This window comes from Nonomuraea dietziae, assembly GCF_014195505.1.
Classification (GTDB): domain Bacteria; phylum Actinomycetota; class Actinomycetes; order Streptosporangiales; family Streptosporangiaceae; genus Nonomuraea; species Nonomuraea roseola.
The window spans coordinates 1465586-1483174 of the sequence record NZ_JACIBV010000001.1 but is presented as its reverse complement, the minus strand read 5'-3'; the positions used below and the strand labels follow the sequence as shown (position 1 = coordinate 1483174).

At 73.1% G+C, this 17589-nt stretch carries 11 protein-coding genes; 8 read left to right on the top strand and 3 right to left on the bottom strand.

Annotated features, from left to right (window positions below; genetic code table 11):
- Positions 1-71 precede the first annotated feature (71 nt).
- Positions 72-3929 (bottom strand): nSTAND1 domain-containing NTPase, encoded by a 3858-nt coding sequence (locus FHR33_RS07235; RefSeq protein ID WP_183645193.1) that lies wholly within the window; start codon positions 3927-3929, stop codon positions 72-74.
- Between the two features lie 234 nt (positions 3930-4163).
- Here FHR33_RS07235 and FHR33_RS07230 point away from each other — a divergent pair, with 234 nt between their 5' ends.
- The 7 genes from FHR33_RS07230 (at position 4164) to FHR33_RS07200 (ending at position 14541) form a co-directional block, all read left to right on the top strand.
- Complete coding sequence (locus FHR33_RS07230) at positions 4164-6386, top strand: hypothetical protein (RefSeq protein ID WP_183645191.1); 2223 nt, start codon at positions 4164-4166, stop codon at positions 6384-6386.
- A gap of 6 nt (positions 6387-6392) precedes the next feature.
- The gene (locus FHR33_RS07225) at positions 6393-7124 is read left to right on the top strand and encodes a hypothetical protein (RefSeq protein ID WP_183645189.1); all 732 of its coding nucleotides are present in this window, start codon (positions 6393-6395) and stop codon (positions 7122-7124) included.
- A 112-nt stretch (positions 7125-7236) separates the two neighbouring features.
- Entirely contained in the window at positions 7237-8040 is an 804-nt protein-coding gene (locus FHR33_RS07220; protein WP_183645187.1) for a hypothetical protein, read from the top strand.
- Positions 8041-8080: 40 nt separating this feature from the next.
- Positions 8081-10780: an ATP-binding protein gene (locus FHR33_RS07215; RefSeq protein ID WP_183645185.1), complete on the top strand. Its 2700-nt coding sequence runs from the start codon at positions 8081-8083 to the stop codon at positions 10778-10780.
- Positions 10781-10928: 148 nt separating this feature from the next.
- On the top strand, positions 10929-11525 hold the full coding sequence (locus tag FHR33_RS07210; RefSeq protein WP_183659928.1) for a GNAT family N-acetyltransferase: 597 nt from the start codon (positions 10929-10931) through the stop codon (positions 11523-11525).
- A gap of 62 nt (positions 11526-11587) precedes the next feature.
- A complete protein-coding gene (locus tag FHR33_RS52470; RefSeq protein ID WP_312895402.1) occupies positions 11588-13291 on the top strand; it encodes a virginiamycin B lyase family protein in 1704 nt (567 codons plus the stop codon).
- 239 nt (positions 13292-13530) lie between these two features.
- A complete protein-coding gene (locus FHR33_RS07200; RefSeq protein ID WP_183645181.1) occupies positions 13531-14541 on the top strand; it encodes an ABC transporter substrate-binding protein in 1011 nt (336 codons plus the stop codon).
- Here FHR33_RS07200 and FHR33_RS07195 read toward each other — a convergent pair.
- Positions 14538-15338, bottom strand: a complete 801-nt coding sequence (locus tag FHR33_RS07195; RefSeq protein WP_183645179.1) for a substrate-binding periplasmic protein — start codon at positions 15336-15338, stop codon at positions 14538-14540. The genes FHR33_RS07200 and FHR33_RS07195 overlap by 4 nt on opposite strands.
- Positions 15335-16630 carry a GlnX family signal transduction membrane protein gene (locus FHR33_RS07190; protein WP_183645177.1) on the bottom strand — a complete coding sequence of 432 codons (1296 nt, stop codon included), beginning with the start codon at positions 16628-16630 and terminating at the stop codon, positions 15335-15337. The genes FHR33_RS07195 and FHR33_RS07190 overlap by 4 nt, the downstream gene beginning before the upstream one ends.
- Before the next feature lie 316 nt (positions 16631-16946).
- On the opposite strand from FHR33_RS07190, the gene FHR33_RS07185 reads away from it, so the two are divergent.
- Positions 16947-17567 (top strand): CGNR zinc finger domain-containing protein, encoded by a 621-nt coding sequence (locus FHR33_RS07185; protein ID WP_183645175.1) that lies wholly within the window; start codon positions 16947-16949, stop codon positions 17565-17567.
- Positions 17568-17589 lie beyond the last annotated feature (22 nt).

The window sequence follows — 17589 nt, the reverse complement described above, 5'->3', positions numbered from 1 at the left end:
CCTGTTCCGATGCCAAGCGAGACCACAGGCAACGGCTGGGTCATGGCCGGGCCGGAGATACGCGGGGCCCGTCATCCGCAGGGCGGCCGGTAGGGCACGCCGGGAATGTGCCTGGCCCACTGCTCCCGGGTGATCCTGGGGTGGGCGAGCGCGCAGACCCGCCCGGCGACACGCTCGGGGTCGGTGTCCCACAGCCGTACCGTGGCGTCGACGCTCCCCGAGGCGAGCGCGCCGTCCTGGCCGAACGCCACCGCGTAGACGCGGTCGGTGTGACCGCTCAGCACGGCCGGGGCGCCCGTCGGGCGGGGGCCCGCGACCTGCCACAGCCGTACGGTGCCGTCGAAGCTGCCAGAGGCGAGCGTCCGGCCGTCCGGGGCGAACGAGAGGTCGGCGACGGCGTTGGTGTGGCCGGTCAGGGTGGCGAGGGGGAGGGGACGGCGGGGGTCGGTGACCTTCCACAGCCGCGCCGTGCCGTCGAAGCCGGCGGAGGCCAGGATGTCTCCCCGGGGAGCGAACGTCACGTTGTTGACGGCGTTGGAATGGCCCGTCAGGGTGGCGAGCGGAAGAGGACCGCGGGGATCGGTGACGTTCCACAGCCGCACCGTCCTGTCGGCTCCGGCGGTGGCGAGCGTGTCGCCGTCAGGGGCGAACGCCACGGAGTAGACGGTGTCCGCATGGCCGGTCAGTGTGGCGAGGGGGAGCGGGCGGCGGGGGTCGGTGACGTCCCAGAGCCGCACCGTCCTGTCGGCTCCGGCGGTGGCGAGCGTGTCGCCGTCAGAGGTGAACGCCACGGAGTAGACGTTGTCCGCATGGCCGGTCAACGTGGACAGCGGTGCGGGCCTGCCCGGCCCGCCGACGTCCCACAGCCGCACCGTCCGGTCGAGGCTCGCGCTGGCCAGCGTCCTGCCGCCGGGTCCGAACGCCAGCCCGACGACGCCGTCGGTGTGGCCCGGCAGGTCGGCCAGCGGCCTGGGCTCGCCGGGGACGCCGACGTCCCACAGCCGCGCCGTCCGGTGGCTGCCGGTGGCGAGGGTACGGCCGTCCGGGCTGAACCCCACGGCGTACACCGTGCCACTGTTCCCGCCGAGCAGCGGGCCAGGGACGTCCCAGAGCCGGGCGGTGGCGTCCCTGGCGGCGGAGACCAGCGTGCGGCCGTCCGGGCCGAACGCCACCGCGAAGACGGTGTCGGCGTGTCCGCGCAGCACGATCGGATCCCCGGCGTCGCGCACGTCGGTGACATCCCACAACCGGACGGTGAAGTCGTAGCCGCCGGTGGCCAGGGTCCGGCCGTCGGGGCTGAAGGCCGCCGCGGCGATCCCGCCGCCCTCCTCGGTGAGCGTGGCGAGCGGTTTCGGGCGCCGTGGGTCTGCGACGTCCCACACGCGCAGGGTGTCGTCGAAGCTCCCGGTGGCCAGGGTGCGGCCGTCGGGGCTGAAGACGGCTGACAGGACGGGGCCGGTGTGGCCGCGGAGCGTGGGAAGCGCGACGGGGCGCCGCCTGTCGGTGAGGTCCCACAGGCGTATGAGGCCGTCGGACCCGGCGGTGGCCAGCGTGCGCCCGCGCGGGCCGAGCGCGACCGTGGGCGAGGCGTCCTGCCCTCCGTCCAGTTCGGCCAGCGGTTCAGGACGGTTCGGGTCCGCGACGTCCCACAACCGCACCAGCCGGTCGTGGCCGGCCGTGACGAGCGTCCGCCCGTCGGAGCCGAACGCCACCCGCCGGACATCGCCGGTGTGGCCGGGCAGGGTGGCCGCCTGCCGGGGCCGCCCCGGGACGGTGAGGTCCCACAGGCGCGCCGTGTCATCCTCTCCGCCGGTCGCCAGCACCCTGCTGTCGGGGCTGAACGCCACGGAAAGGACGCCCCCCGTGCTGTCGCCGATCGTGGCCAGGACGGCGGGGCGGCGGGGGTCGGCCATGTCCCACAGGCGCAGCGTCCGATCGGTGCTGCCGGTGGCGAGCAGCCGCCCGTCAGGGCTGAACGCGGCGGCGTAGACGGCGTTGGTGTGACCGTTCAGCCGGGTCGCGTAGGGACCGGCCAGGGCGCTGAGCAGGCTGCCGCGCGCCTCAGGGCCGGGGACGAGGCGGTAGGCGGCCAGGCTGAGCTGGGCGGCCAGCGCCGGGTCGGTGGTCCGCAGCGCCCCGGTCTCGGCGCTCAGCTTGAGTGACAGCGCCGCATCGCGTTGCCCGGTGGCCGTTCGCTGGGCGTGGAAGGCGAAGCCGGAGGCCCCGAGGGCGATGGCGAGCAGGACGCCCAGGGCGACGATCGTCTGGTACATGCGCCGCGTGCGGCGCCGGGCGTGGTGCGCGCTGGCGTCCAGGAACGCGCGCACCGGCGGCGGCAGGTCACGGCCGGCGGCCCACTCCTGGGCCGCCAGCAGGCGGGCGCCGCGGTAGAGAGCGTCGGGGTCGCGGTGGTCACGTTGCCACGCGGCGGCGGTGGCGGCCAGCTGACGGCCGGCGAGGAGGCCTGCGCGGTCGACGCTCAGCCATGCCCGCAGCGCCGGCCATGCCGTGAGCAGGGCCTCATGGCTGATCTCGACGCTGTCGGTGTCGGCGGTGACGAGGCGCTGCGCGATGAAGCGATCGAGCACGTCCTCCGCCTCGGCCGCCCGCGCGTCGCCGTAGCCGGCCAGCAGTTCGGCGGTGGCGACCCGGCGGCGGGTGTCGGCGGTGTCGGGGGCGACGTGCACCAGATCGAGCAGAAGGCGGCGCGCCAGCTCGCGCCCAGGTTCGGTCAGCCCGTCGTAGACCTCGCTCGCGCTGGCCGCCACGGCGCCGTCGAGGCCGCCGACCTCGTGATATCCGGCGACGGTGAGACTCCTTCCGCGCCCCTGCCGCCATGCGGCGTACAACACGTGGGACAGCAGCGGCAGCACGCCCGCGCTGTGGGCGGCCTCGCCCCCGCCGCGGGGGGCGACCTCCTTGACCAGCAGCTCGACGAGCCCGTCCTCGATGTCGATCTTCGCCATCCGCGCGGGTTCCGTGATCGCCTCGCGCAGCTCCGCCTCGTTCATGGGCCCGACGGCCAGCTGCCCCTCCTGCACCGCGGCGACCAGCTCGGGGTAGCGCAGCACGGGGGCGTAGAAGTCGGCCCGCAGCCCGAGGACCACCAGCGCCCCGCCCGAGGCCAGAGCGCACAGCGCGTCGACGAGGGCCCGCCGCTCGTCCTCGTCGCCGCACATGGTGAACACCTCCTCGAACTGGTCGACCACGAGGACGAGGGGAGCGCCGGACGCGGCGGCTTCGCGCGCGTGGGCGCGGCAGCGCAGGGGATCCGTCCGGATCGCTGCGGCGACCTCCTCCTGCGGGGTGCCGGTGAGCGCCGCCAGCCTGGCGGCCAGTTCGTCCACCGGACGCGCGCCGGGGACGCAGAGCGCCACGGGCCAGTCCTCCGCGCCGGGCAGCTCGCCCGCGCGCAGCGCCGCGATCAGGCCGGCGCGCAGCAGGGACGACTTGCCGGACCCCGACGGCCCCACCACGACCTGCAGGCCTCCGCCCGCCTCCCGCAGCCCGGCCAGACGGGCGACCAGCCGGGCGGTCAGCTCGCGCCTTCCGAAGAACCACCCGGCGTCATCGACCTGGAAGGTCGCCAGGCCCCGATACGGCTCCGGTCCGACCGACTGGCGTCCCGGTGAACGCCGCGTCCTGAGCCAGGCGCGCATCCACTCCTCCAGCGGCTCGCCTTCGGCGACCCCGCACGCCTTCAGCACCCGCGCCAGCAGGTCGCGCGACGCCGCGGAGGGAAGGCCCCGGCCGGAGAACCAGTCGCCGACGGTGCTGTGCGCGCCCTGGCCGCCGGCCTTCGCCGCCACCTGCCGGACCGTCAGGCCCGCCTGCTCGCGCAGCAGCGAGAGCTCGCGGGCGAAGTCCCGCCGATCCCGCACCCGGCCGGGGTCGGGCGTCTCGGGTCCTGGGGCGGGGGAGTGGGGCAATTTCGGTCTCCTTCACGGGTCGGCACATCAGTACGTCGCCGGGGGACGGCGGAGGGTTACAGGAACGGATGTCCCGAAAGTCCTGTACGGCCTTGTACGGACAATCCCGTAGCGCTGTTCAAGGGCCCGAAACTCCCTGATCGTCGACACGGCAGCGACCGAACAGCCGGCCGGGGCGTCCGCGTTCGGCGCGCCCCCGGCGGCGATCACCCTCCACGCGCAAGGAGCATCCACATGCGATTACCACCAGGAGCCGCCCGCACCCGCAGCCCGCGCGGGCGCTCACGGGCGGCCGCCGTGCTCGTGGCCGCCGTGCTGGTGGCCGCCGTGCTGTCGGGCCTGTCCCCCGTCGCCCCCGCCGCCCCCGCACACGCCGACGCAGGCCAGGTCTGCAGGGTCGCCTTCACCGTCACCACCGGTGGAGACGGACTGCGCGACGACTCCCTCGAGACCGTGACGCTGGGCGGCGCGGCGTTCCTGTTCGAGGACTGGAACGGCGACGGCGCCGACGACACACCCCCCAAGCCCTTCCACCAGGGAGGCACCGGCGACAGACCGCACACCACCTTCACCTGGAACGCCCACCTGTCGCCGTGCGTGCCTGCTACCGCGCTGCTCGACGGCTTCACCTTCCACCACCTCACGACGGTGCCCGACTGGCAGGCGGACAACTGGGACCTGAAGGCGCTCAGGATCGTCGATCGCGACAGCGGTTTCGTCTACGTCGACCGCCCTCCCTCGGGGGCGCTGCTCCACCGCTTCTACAAGAACTCCGACCAGACGTGGAACACCAACGAGGGGCGGCCCGACACGGACACCGACGGCGACGGTCTGACCGACCGCATCGAGTTGCGCGGCATCCCCCGTCCTGACGGCACCCGCGACACCTGGCTGCCCGAGCACGGCGCGGATCCCTGCAGGAAGACGATCGCCGTCGAGATCGACTGGCTCGACGACGGGCAGGACTCCGACCGGCCGTCGGCCGGCGCCATGGCGGAGGCTCGGCACATGTTCGACAGCGCGCCGGTCAACCCGGCAGGGCTCTGCCCGTACGGTCCCACCCCCAGGCCGGGCATCCAGCTGCTGACCGACGAGTCGACCGCCATCAGGGTGACCCCCGCCGAGCGCAGGCGGTACCTGTTCACCGAGGGGGCGGACGGGCGGACCGACTTCGATCGCTACAGGGCCGGCAACTTCCCCGACGCCCGGAACGGCCTCTTCTTCTACTCCCTGTGGGGCTACCAGTACAGCGACTCGGGAAGCAGCGGCCACTCGCACGCCGGCGGGCGCAGCACCGACTTCATCGTCACACTGGGATCGTGGGGCGACACCTCCGACCGCGTGCAGAGCGGGACGTTCGTCCACGAGCTGGGTCACGCGCTGGGGCTGGACCACGGCGGCGGCGACGGCGTCAACCACAAGCCGAACTACCTGTCCGTCATGAGCTACACCTACCAGCTCATCGGGGTGCCCGACATGAGCGCGTGGGAGGCGGCCGTCGGGCGCGTGGGCGACGACGTGGACGCCGACATCTGGAGTGACACGGTCCGGTCGGTGAGTTCGATCGACTACTCGCGGGAGAAGCTGGCGGACCTCCGCCTGGCGCGGCTCGTCGAGAGCAGGGGCGTCGGAGCCGGCACCGACCTGCTGGCGGCGTGGCGGGACGAGAAGCTGGTCCAGCGGGTGGGCGACGCGTCCAAAGGCATCGACTGGAACTGGAGCTCCCGCGGCGTCCCCGATCCCGATCCGTCCCACGAGGTGGGGGTCAGCCTCATGAGCTGGACGCAGGTGTGCGTCTCTCCCGAGGATCCCGCAGGCTCGCAGGACGGCCTGGACTCCCCGCGGCACTCTGAGGACATGCCGTTCGGCAACCAGATCGTCACCGGTCCCGACGACCAGTGCTCGACCCCGGCCCTGGACGGCGACACCCAGGTGCAGCCACCCGGGTTCCGCTACCCGGGCAAGGACCAGACGTTGAGCGGGTTCGACGACTGGGAGGCCATCAGCTTCCCCATCGGGGTCTCTCCCGACGCGGGCGCTCCGGCTCCCGAGACGCACGAGCCTGAGCTGACCGAGGAGGAAGGCGAACGCATCGTCTCGGACCTCGTCGACGCGCTCGTCGCGTCCGTCGCGCCGGCGGCCTCACCCTCTCCGCGCTGGGGCTATGCCTACATGGACCAGGCGACGGCACCGCTGAACGTGGAGACGGCCCTGAACCCGACGTTCCAGTGGACCACGGGCAGGCTCGACGCCTCGACCGCGGGTCACCGGGCGACGGTGCGGCGCACGGGGACCGGCGCCTACGAGGTCCGCCTGCCGGACGTCGCCTCACCGACCGGCGTCGCGCACACCACCGCCTACCGGACGCTGTACAGGGGCCGGACGTGCTCGGTGGTCGGACAGGAGCCCTCCGGCCCTGACGAGGTGATCCGGGTGGCCTGCTTCGACCACACCTGAGCACCCGTGGACTGGTGGTTCACCGTGTTCTTCGCCGCGCCCGCCGACGGCGAGGCCCCCTACGCCACCGTCCGCTACAACCCGCCAGGAGGCGCGGGCGACCTCACCCCCGTGCGGAACGACGGGACGTTCAACTCCGCAGGCGGCGTCAACCACGTCCGTCACGAGGGGACGGGCCGGTACACGGCGGTGCTCAAGGGCGCGCCGTACGCCGCCGACAAGGGATACGTCCAGGTGACCGCGTACGGCTCGGGAACGCCCGCGCGCTGCCACCAGGAGGGGACCGCGGCCGCCGGCGGCGACGCCCTCGAGGTGACCGTCGGCTGCTACGCGATCGGCGAGGACACCACTCCACGCAGGATCAACTCTCCGTGGGTGCTGTCCTACGTGGAGGGGGCCGGGCTGCACCGTGACGCGTCGGCGCCCGCCGCCTACGTCACGACCACGGGTGACGTGGGCAACCCGCAGGTCGACACCCGCCGCTCCTACAGCGCCGACGGCGAGACCCCGACCGTCAGCCGTCTCGGGGCGGGCTGGTACCGGGTCGCCTACACCGGGATCGGCAAGCTCGGCGACAGCGCCCAGGTGTCGTCCCTGAGCCCGGGCCGGTACTGCCATCTGGGCAACATCAACTCCTACTCCGCTCCGCCCAGGCTCCTGGTGGACGTCTACTGCCACTCGGCGGCGGGCACCGGAGCCGACGCCCGCTTCGGAATCGCCTACGTCAGGGCCCCCTAGCAGGGGGCTCGCTTCCCGCAGCGTGGGCCGCGGCCGTGAAGACCGGCCGCGGCCCGCGCCCGTACCCCGGGGCGGGCGACCAGCACGATGACGACCATGGAAGGAACACCTGTTGACCGGCTCGCAAACGGCTGACCCGCCTCCGCGCACGCGCGAGACCGTGCTGTTCACCGGTCTCGGGGTGATCGCGGACACGGCGGCCGTGGCGCAACTCGTCACCAGCGGATCGGTGACGGGCATTCTCGTCACCGGCCTGCTGGCCGCCCTGCTGGGGTTCGTCCTGCTGCTCCGGCGGCTCGGCGAGCCGCTGCGCGCAGGAGACCTGCTCCTGGCCCTGCTGATCGCCATCGGGTCCGGGACCGCGGGCGCGGCCATGGACCGGCTCTTGACGACTCCCGCCTCCGGCGTGGCGGCCGCCCCGGTGAACGGCGCGGTCTCCGTCACGCCGAGCCAGGCCGCGGACGGCGTCACCCCCGGTGACGATGCCACCTCCCCGGCGGCGGCGTCGCCCTCGGGGACGACCCCGGCCTCCACCTCGACCCCGACCCCTACGGTGTCCGGTGGCGGCGTCATCAACAAGGGGGAGGTCACACTGGCCGACCACGACTACCTCGACCTCGAGAGCGGCGTCGTCAGCGAGGTGAACGCCACGGTGGACATCCTCTACGACGCCCCCTACACCGACATTTGGACCAAGGGCGGCGGCGAGCTGTGGATCACACCGTTCGCCGGGACCCCGACGATGACCGCGTGCGACGAGCAGCTTCGGCGTCGCCACTACGGCAGCGTCGGCGCCGAGAAGAACGCCTGGTTCTGCCTGGAGACCACCGAGGAGAACATCGGGGCCGTGCGGGTCGTCGAGATGCCCACGCGGGACGAGGGCATCGTCCTCTCCTACATCGTCTGGCGGCGTTGACCCGCGGCCGCGGTGGCCGTTTGTCGGTAGCCTGTCGGCCATGTTGCACGGGAGGCAGGCCGAGCGAACGCTCGTCGTCGAGCTTCTCGCGGGTGCCCGCGCGGGCATGAGCGGCGCCCTGGTGATCCGTGGCGAGCCGGGGATCGGCAAGACCGCGCTGCTGGAGTCCATCGCGACGCAGGACGACATGCAGGTGCTGCGCGGAGTGGGGATCGAGTCGGAGGCCGAGCTCTCCTTCAGCGGACTGCACCTGCTGCTGCATCCGGTCCTGTCGCGCCACCTGCCCGGCCTGCCGGGCCCGCAGCGGCAGGCGCTGGAGGGGGCGTTCGGGCTGGCGCAGGGGCCGCCGGCCGACCGCATGCTGGTCGGGCTGGCCGTTCTCACGCTCCTGTCGGAGCTGGGGGAGAGCTCTCCCGTCCTGTGCGTGATCGACGACGCGCAGTGGCTGGATCGTCCCTCGGCCGAGGCGCTGCTGTTCGCGGCCAGGCGACTGAGCGCCGAGGACGTGGCCATGATCTTCGCGGTCCGTGACGGCGAAGCGCCCTTTCCCGCGCAGGGGCTGGCCGAGCTGCGGCTCGGCGGGCTGTCTGCCGAGGCCGCCGCCGCACTGGTCGACGAGCGAGAGCGCGATCTCAGCCCCGAGGTACGGCGGCGCGTGCTCGCCGAGGCCGGCGGCAATCCGCTGGCGTTGATCGAGCTGCCGGCGGCGCTGCGCTCCCTTCCGCCGACCGGCGAGCTGCCGCTGACCAGCCGCCTGTTGCGGGCCTTCCACGCCCAGGCCGTCCGGCTGCCGACACCGAGCAGGGACCTGCTGCTGGTGGCGGCGGCCGACGACACGGGAGATCTGAGCGTGCTGCTCCGTGCGGCGGCCGCGCTCGGTGCCGGGGTCGAGGATCTGCCCGTGGCGGAGAAGGCCGGGCTCCTGCGCGTCGAGGGCAGGAACGTGTCGTTCCGCCATCCTCTCGTTCGCGCCGCCGTCTACCAGGGCGCCCCACTCGACCGGCGGCTGCGCGCGCATCGGGCGCTGGCCGAGGCGCTGACGGAGCCGGAGCAGGCCGACCGGCGGGCCTGGCACCTGGCCTCGGCGGCGACGGGTCCCGACGGTCAGGTCGCGGCCGAGCTGGCCCGCACCGCCCGGCTGGCGGCGGCGCGCAAGGGGTACGCGGCAGCGGCGGCGGCCTATGAGCGGGCGGCGCAGCTCGCGCAGGACGCCGACGAGGCAACGCTGCTACTGGCCCGCGCGGCCGACACCGCGGCCGAGGCGGGGGAGCTCGTCAGGGCGCAGACGCTGGCCGAGCGGGCGGTGGCGCGGGCGCGCGATCCTGAGCAGCGCGCCGCGCTGCTCAGGATCCTGGCCAACGCGGCCGCCGGACGCGGCTTCCTGCGGCAGGCCCACCGCCTGCAGTCGGAGGAGGCCGCCAGGCTGGCCGGCGCCGACCCGCGCCAGGCGGTCGAGATGATGATGGACGCGCTGCACACCGCCTGGTTCGCCGGAGATCAGGAGCTGACCGCCGCCACCGCCGCCCAGTTGGAGGCGCTCACCCTGCCCGACGGCGATGCCGCATGGCCGGTGCTCAGGCTCCAGCGCTGGCTCGCCTCCCTCGGCACCGGACAGGCCACAGGACGGCTGGAGCACCTGGCGGACGTCGTCGACCAGGCCGCGGCGCTCCACCGGCACAGCGCGCGCGACCTGCTGCTGATCTGCCAGGCCGGCCTGCTGGGCGGGCTGGAGACGCAGGCGCTCGAGCTGGTGGGCGGCATCGTCGCCCGCTCGCGTGAGGAGGGCAAGGTCGGCGTGCTGCCGTCCGCACTGTGCTACCTGGCGGTCGCGCAGACCTTTCTCGGCCGATATCGCGACGCGACGACCAGCGCCTCCGAGGCGTGCGACATCGCCACGGACACCGGTCAGCCGCACTGGGCCGGCCACGCCCGCGGCGTCCTGGCCTATCTGTCGGCCGTCACCGGTGACAGGGAGAGCTGCCAGGAGCTGGCCGGTCTGGCCCTGGACGACCAGGGGGAGCGCGCCCTCGGGCATCGGGCCAGGTGGGCGCTGGGCCTGCTCGAACTCGGGCACGGACGGGCGCAGGACGCGCTGGAGCACCTGATGGTCCTCTACCGCGGTCCCGCCGCCCACCAGCTGCCCGCCGAGCGCAGCCTGCCCGACCTGGTCGAGGCGGCGGTACGGCTGGGCGAGAACGGCCTGGCCGCCGAGGCGCTGGCCCGCTTCGACGTGGTGGCGCGAAGGGCGCCGCAGCCGTGGATCGAGGCGCTGCTACACCGCGGCCGGGCGCTGCTCACCCCGGACGACGACACCTTCGCCCGCGCCCTGCGCCTGCACGAACAGGACAGCCGCCCCTTCGACCACGCCCGCACCCGGCTGCTGTACGGCGAGTATCTGCGCAGGACCCGCAGGAAGGCCGAGGCCAGGCGGCAGCTCGCCGCCGCACTGGAGGGCTTCGACCGGATCGGCGCCAGACCGTGGGCGGACCGGGCGCAGGCCGAGCTGGAGGCCGGCGGCGCCGGGCTGACCCAGCGCAGGAGCCCCGGTGTGCTGGCGCTGCTCACCCCGCAGGAGCTGCAGATCGTACGGCTGGCCGCGCAGGGGCTCGCCAACCGCGACATCGCCGCCCAGCTGTTCCTCAGCCCGCGCACGGTGGGCCACCACCTGTACAGGGCCTTCCCCAAGCTGGGCGTGGGCTCGCGTCAGGAACTGGCCGCTCTCCTGCTCTCCGAGCAGTAGGGCACGACTGATACCGGCTCGCGCGACTGGCCGGCGATTAAGTCATGGCTGCCGATTCGGCGGATCGGGGACGCCGCCTACCGTGGTGAACGCCACGAGGAGGGGGTCCCGCTTGCCGTACAAGAGTCATGTCGCGCCTGTGTCCTGGATGTCGGCGGAGCAGGCCGCCGCCTGGCACGCGGTCGTCGCCGCCTCGATCGGGCACGATCTGCCCGGCGAGTCCGCGCCGACGCCCGAGCAGGTCCACGCGCGGCTCACCACGGCGGCGCCGGACGGCAGGAGGCTGTTCTGGCTGGCCGCCGAGGACGACGGCGCCGTGGTGGGCGTGGCGGGGCTGCGGCTGTTCACCGAGCAGGGCAGGGACCACCTGGCCGAGCTGGAGCTGCACGTACACCCGGACCGCAGGCGGCGCGGGGTGGGCTCGCACCTGCTGACGACGGCGATCTTCGCCGTCCAGGTGGAGCGGCGGCGCGGCCTGCTGACGTCGGCGGTGGCGGACGGGCCCGGCGACGCCTTCTGCGCCGCGCGCGGCTTCCTGCGCCACCTGACGCTCAGCCACGTGCTGCTCGATTTGGCGGGAGCCGACGACAGCGCCGCCGACGCGAGCCACCCCGGCTACGAGCGGATCGCCGAGATCGAGTCCGTCAACGCCGAGGACGACGCGCGCGTGCTCGCCGTCAACCGGCGCCTGGGTTTCCTGCCCTACCGCCGCACGCACGAATACCGGCTGGACGTGACCCCATGAGGATCAGCCAGCCCACCGACCGTCGAACGGGGCCGCACCGCGGCCACGGAAGGAGACCATCCTTGAACGTCACCACCATTCCCTCCACCCCCGAGCAGGTCGCCGCGGTTCGAGGGCAGCTCACGGCGGGGGCCGCGACGCCGCTCCCCGCCGAGGCCGAGGTCTCGGGCGACTGGGTCAGCGCGCCGGGAGCGGGACAGGGCGCCGTCGTCTACGTGCACGGCGGGGGATTCGCCCACACCAACCCCGAGGCCGAGCGCCTGGTGGCCTACCGGCTGTCGAGGGCGACCGGACGGCCGGTGCTGCGGGTGGACTACCGGCTCGCCCCCGCCCACCCCTACCCCGGGGCGATGCAGGACGTGCTGGCCGCCTACCAGAGCGTGCTGGACAGGGGCGTTCCCGCCTCCGAGATCGTCATGTTCGGCGAGTCGGCGGGCGGCACGCTGGTGCTGTCGGCGCTGTTGGAGCTCGCCAGGACGGGCAGGTCGTCGCCGGGGGCCGCGGTCGCGATCTCGCCGCTCACCGACCTCGCCCTGGGCAGTCCTTCCCTGTCCGCCAACGACGGCAAGGACCTGCTGAGCCGCGCCGTGCTCGAGACGGTCCGCGCCCAGTACCTGGCGGGCGCGCCGGCGGACGAGGCGCCGCAGTCGCCCCTGCACGGCCGGCCGCGCGGACTGCCGCCGCTGCTGATAGCGGTGGGCGCCGACGAGGTGCTGCTCGACGACGCCCGCAGGTTCGCCGAGGCGGCCGACGCGGCGGGAGTGAGTGTGCGCCTGGAGATCTACGAGGGCATGCCGCACGCCTTCCACCTGTCGGAGGCGGGCGAGGCGCTGTTCGCCCGTGTCGGGCGGTGGCTCGCCGACCCGGTGAGGGAGTTCACCGTCTCAGGGCGCGAGGCGGGGCCGTACGCGCTGGCCGAGGGGGCCGACGGCGCGCTGTGGTTCACCCTCGTCCACCAGGCCGCGATCGGCCGCAGGTCCCCGGATGGCGAGCTGAGCACCTACCCGGCCGGGGCGGGCCCGACCGTGATCGTCCCCGGCCCCGACGACGCCCTGTGGTTCACCGAGTATCAGGCCCATCGCATCGGGCGGATCACCCTCGAAGGGCAGGTCGACTCCTTCGAGCTGCCCACCCCCGAGGCCGGGCCGTTCGGCATCGCCGCGGGCCCCGACGGCGCGCTGTGGTTCACGCAGACCAACGCGGGCCGCATCGGCCGGATCACCGTCGAGGGGAAGGTCACCGACCATCCCGCGCAGGGCGGCTTCCCCTCCTCGATCACCGCGGGGCCCGACGGGGCGATGTGGTTCACGCTGAACCAGGCCAACGCGATCGGCCGCATCACCATGGACGGCGACACGACCGCCTACCCCCTGCCGACCGAGGCGGCCGCGCCGGTGGGCATCACCGCGGGCCCCGACGGAGCCCTGTGGTTCGTCGAGATCGGCGCGGGACAGATCGGGCGCATCACCGTGGACGGCGCGATCACCGAATACCCGCTGCCCGACCCCGGATCGCGTCCGCACGCCATCGCCACGGGCCCTGACGGCGCGCTGTGGTTCACCGAGTGGGGCGGCAACCGCGTCGGCCGCATCACCGTCGACGGCCGGATCAGCTCCCACGATCTGCCCACGCCCGGATCGGAGCCCCATGGCATCGCCAGCCACGGCGGGGCCCTCTGGTGCGCCCTGGAGATCGGCACGCTGGCCAGGATCGAGGTTCCGCATGACCGTCCCCGACCCGGACGTGGCGCATCCGCGAACAGCTGACGATCTCCGTCGAATGCGCGCAGCGCCGGGCGACTCGCGCGGACCCGCGATCACGACGGACCGGCCGGGGAGGTGGGTGTCCACCCGAGTGGTGTCCCCTCTCTGATCACCGGCCCCGCCGGAAGCCGGCCTCCTACGGGAGGTCGGCCAGGCGGAGATCGGTTGCGCGACTCTCGTGACGGAGTGTCGAATGGGATCGGGCACACGGGCGGGACGTCGGCCAACCCCTTGGAGAGTCAATGAGACCGTTGGCCATCGCACTGGTAGCGGTCCTGCTGGCCGCGGGATGTTCGACGCCGAGACGGGACAAGATCACGGTCGCGTGCGGCGCGAGCGAGCGGTGGTGCGCGATGATGGTCAAGAGGTTCTCCGACTCCACCGGTGTGGAGGCCGACTTCGTCCGGCTGTCGAGCGGGGAGGCGCTGGAGCGGATCAAGACGGCCAGGGCGCGGCAGGAGTTCGACGTCTGGCACGGCGGTCCGGCCGACTCCTACGTGGCCGCCAAGAGTCAGGGGCTGCTGGAGCCGTACAGATCCGAGAGATCCGGTGAGATCCGGCAGCAGTGGGCTGATCCTGAGCACGCCTGGAGCGGCATCTACGCCGGCGTGCTGGCCTTCTGCAACAACACCAAGGAGCTGGCCAAGCGAGGCATGAAGCCGATCCGCTCCTGGCGGGACCTGCTGGACAAGCGGCTGCGAGGGAGCGTCGCCATCGCCCATCCGGCCACCTCGGGAACCGCTTACACCGCCCTGTGGACGCACGTGGAGCTCAGCGGCGGCGATCAGGACGCGGCGCTGGGCTACCTGCGCGGCCTCCACCCGAACGTGCTGAGATACAACTCTTCCGGCAGCGCGGCCGCCCTGCAGGCGGCCAAGGAGGAGGCGGCGGTCGGCGTCGTCTTCTCCCACGACTGCGTCGCCGCCCAGGAACAGGGCTATCCGAACCTGGAGGTGACCTTCCCGCAGGAGGGCACCGGTTACGAGCTCGGCGGCCTTGCCGTGCTCGCCGGGGCGCACAACCCCGACAGCGCGCGCAGGTACGTCGACTGGGCGCTGAGCGGGGCGTCCCAGCGGCTGGGGCCGTTGGTGAAGTTCTACGCCCTGCCCACCAACACCCAGGTGCCCGCGCACTCCAAGGCGGCCGACCCCGCGACGGTCAAGCTGGTCTCCTACGATGTGGAGGTCGCCGGGCGCGCCAAGCAGGCGCTCGTCGACAGGTTCAGCGCGGAGATCGCCGGGCCGCCCGCCTAGGAGCAGCCCTCGAACTGCGGAACCGAGATCACCGACAGGTCGATGCCCGACCTGCCGAACCACTTGTCCAGCAACATGTGGGCCGTGCCGTCCTGGTACATCTGGGTGATGGCCCTGTTGAGCTCCTCGCAGCCTTCGACGTCGCCCTTGCGCACGCCGATCGACGTGCGCTGCTCGTTGAAGGTCGCGCCGACCAGGTGCAGGTCGACGCCCGGCCTGGTGAGCAGCCCCGCCAGGATCTGGCTGTTGGTGGAGATGGCGTCGATCCTGCCGTCTTTGATCATCTCGAGGCAGACGTTGTAGTCGGGTGCCGGGACGACGATCGCCTCGACCCGGCGCTCGTCGACGATCCGCTGAGCGATGTTCGTGCCGCGCACCCAGCAGATCCTGCGGCCCTTCAGATCGCGGACGTCGCGGATGGAGCCCCTGTCGGCCGGCCGTACCGCGATGTCCTGGAAGTCGACGTGGTACGGCCCGGCGAAGTCGATCACCTTCTTGCGTTCAGGGGTGACCGACATGTGGGCGAAGACCAGGTCGGCACGCCCGTCCGTGAGCACGGTGAGCTGGTCGCCTGCCTTGATCTCCAGCCAGCGGATCCGCTTGCCCAGCCGGGAGACGAGGTCCTCGGCCACGTCGATGTTGAAGCCGTCGTAGGCGCCGTCCTGCCCCCTGAAACTGATCAGCGGGACGTCGGAGCGGATGGCGACGACGAGCTCGTCGTCGTCCACGAGGGATTCCCGCCGCGCGGCGCCGCAGGCGGTGAGCAGCAGCATCAGGCAGATCAGCAGTCTTCTCACCGGTACTCCCTGAGCCGTGGCCAGACACCGACCAGCACGAGCAGGGCGCCGGCGGCCAGCCCGGCGGGGACCGACCGCCACAGCGTCTCCAGAGCCCCGTCGCCGCTGTCGATGGCGCGCTCGAAGTCGGACTCGTGCCGCCGGACCAGCTCCTCCAGCACCCTGTCGTAGCTCTCGTAGGCCTGGGTGAGCTCGCCGTCCCAGAACTTGATCGCCGCTTCGGCCCGCATGGTCCGCATCCGCGCGTCGGCCTGCTGGAACCTCTGGTAGACGGCGAAGAGCCGCTCGCGGTCCTGGCCCGTCAGGCCGCCGAGCAGTCCCTGGAAGTTCGCGCGCAGCTTGCTCTGGTAGTCGGGCAGGCTGGTGGACTCCACGGCTGCGATCGTCCTGGACTTGTCCAGGAAGGTGTGTTCGTAGGTGTCCTTGCGGAAGCGGTCGAGCAGGTAGCGGCTCTGGTCCCCGTGCATGCTCCTGCTGATCGCCCGTGCTCTGGTCAGGGTGAGCACCGAGTCGAAACCGCGGCGCTTGGCCTCCTCCAGCGCCTGGCCCTGCCGGTTGAGCAGAACCGTGCCGGTCACCAGGCCGGCCGCGGTGAGCACGGTGGCGACCACCAGGGCCGGCGCGAAGACCCTGCGGAACCTGCTGGTCAGGTAGGTCTGCAGGCCCAGCAGGCAGGCCAGCGCGAGCAGCCCGGTGACGATGACGGCGGTGCGGGCCAGCGAGGTGGCCGAGCGCTCGGCGTCGTGCGCGCGCCTGACGATCGTCCCGGTCTCCAGGGTCAGGTTGTAGGCCTGGGGGAGCAGTTCGCGGTGCATGAGGTCGGTGGCCCTCTGATAGGCCTCGACGACGTGGTCGGGCGGCTGTCCCGCGGTGTGCTCGGACTGCACGTCCAGCAGCCGGGCCTGGGCCGCCAGCCGTTCGTAGCGGCCCAGCCCCTCGATCAGCGACTCGACCGTGCGCTGCTCGACGGGGTCGTCCAGGGCCAGCCGGTAGGCCTTGAGCAGGCTCTCGGAGATCTCCAGCCGCCGCTGGTCGTAGCCGGTCAGGTCGGCCTGCTGTTGCGGGCCGTACTCCCTGCCCAGCAGCAGGGTCTCGGCCACCAGCGCGTCCATCTCCGACATCTGCCGATGCAGGCCCGTCGTGGCGAGCACCTGCGGCCCGGCGTCGTGCCCGATGGTGCGCAGGCCGGAGCCCGTACTCGCCGCGCCGCCCAGGATCGCGGCCAGCAGCAGTGTCAGCGTCAACAGGGACAGCCCGGCCAGCGTGCGCACCCGCCCGGAGACCGACTTCACGCGCCGCACCGGAGGCATCGCTGTCACCGTCACGGCCCGCTCCGGCGGGAGACACCGGGGTCGTTGGTGGGCACCGCGCCTCCGGAGATCGACTCGTGCTGGGAAACCGAGCATGACCACGGGCGCGGCAGGTCCGCAAGAGGGCCGCCGCCGGCGTTGCCGAAAAGATCAACGTGCTGCGCGGGTTCACGCCGTGCCCACCGGCGTCCCACGAGCTGAGGCCATCCGGGCTCATGGACCGGGAGGGCCGACGCCGGCGAAGAGGCCAACGGATGCAGGCGACTTCAACCGTTAGAGGGATGGGTAGGGTGGCGACATGCGAACACGCGCGCCGCTCCTGGGCGAGCCCTTGCCGGTGGAGCTGATGAACACGGTCTGGGCCGACCGCGACGGCGTCCACGACGCGCTGGACGAGCCCGCCGCCGTCCTGGCCTGGCTGCGCGCCGTCGCCCCTGGCCTCGACCACGTGAGCCTCGCCGACCTCGACGCCCTGCCGCCCGGCGACCTCGACCAGCTGACCCGGCGGCTGGTCCGCCTGCGCGATGCGCTGCGCAGGCTGGCCGCCGAGGCCACCGGTGATCCGCGCTCCTCGGCGGCTTCGGCGACGAGCGACCTGCAGGCCGCCGTCACCGCGGTCAACGAGGCCGCCGGCGCGCTGCCGCGCTGGTCGGCGCTGGTCTGGACACCCGGTGGCCCGCCCACCCTGCAGACCCGCACCAGCGGCCAGGCGGCTGCCGCCATTGTCTCGGCGATCGCCGAGGAGGCCGTCGTCCTGTTCGGACAGGACGACCGGCTACGGCTGCGCGCCTGCCAGGGCCCCGGATGCGTCCTGTACTTCCTCAAGAACCATCCCCGCAGGGAATGGTGCTCAGCGGCCTGCGGCAACCGGGCCAGGGGCGCGCGTCACTACCGGCGCCACCGCCGCCCACCCGCCTGACACCACAGCCTCCGGCCGCGCG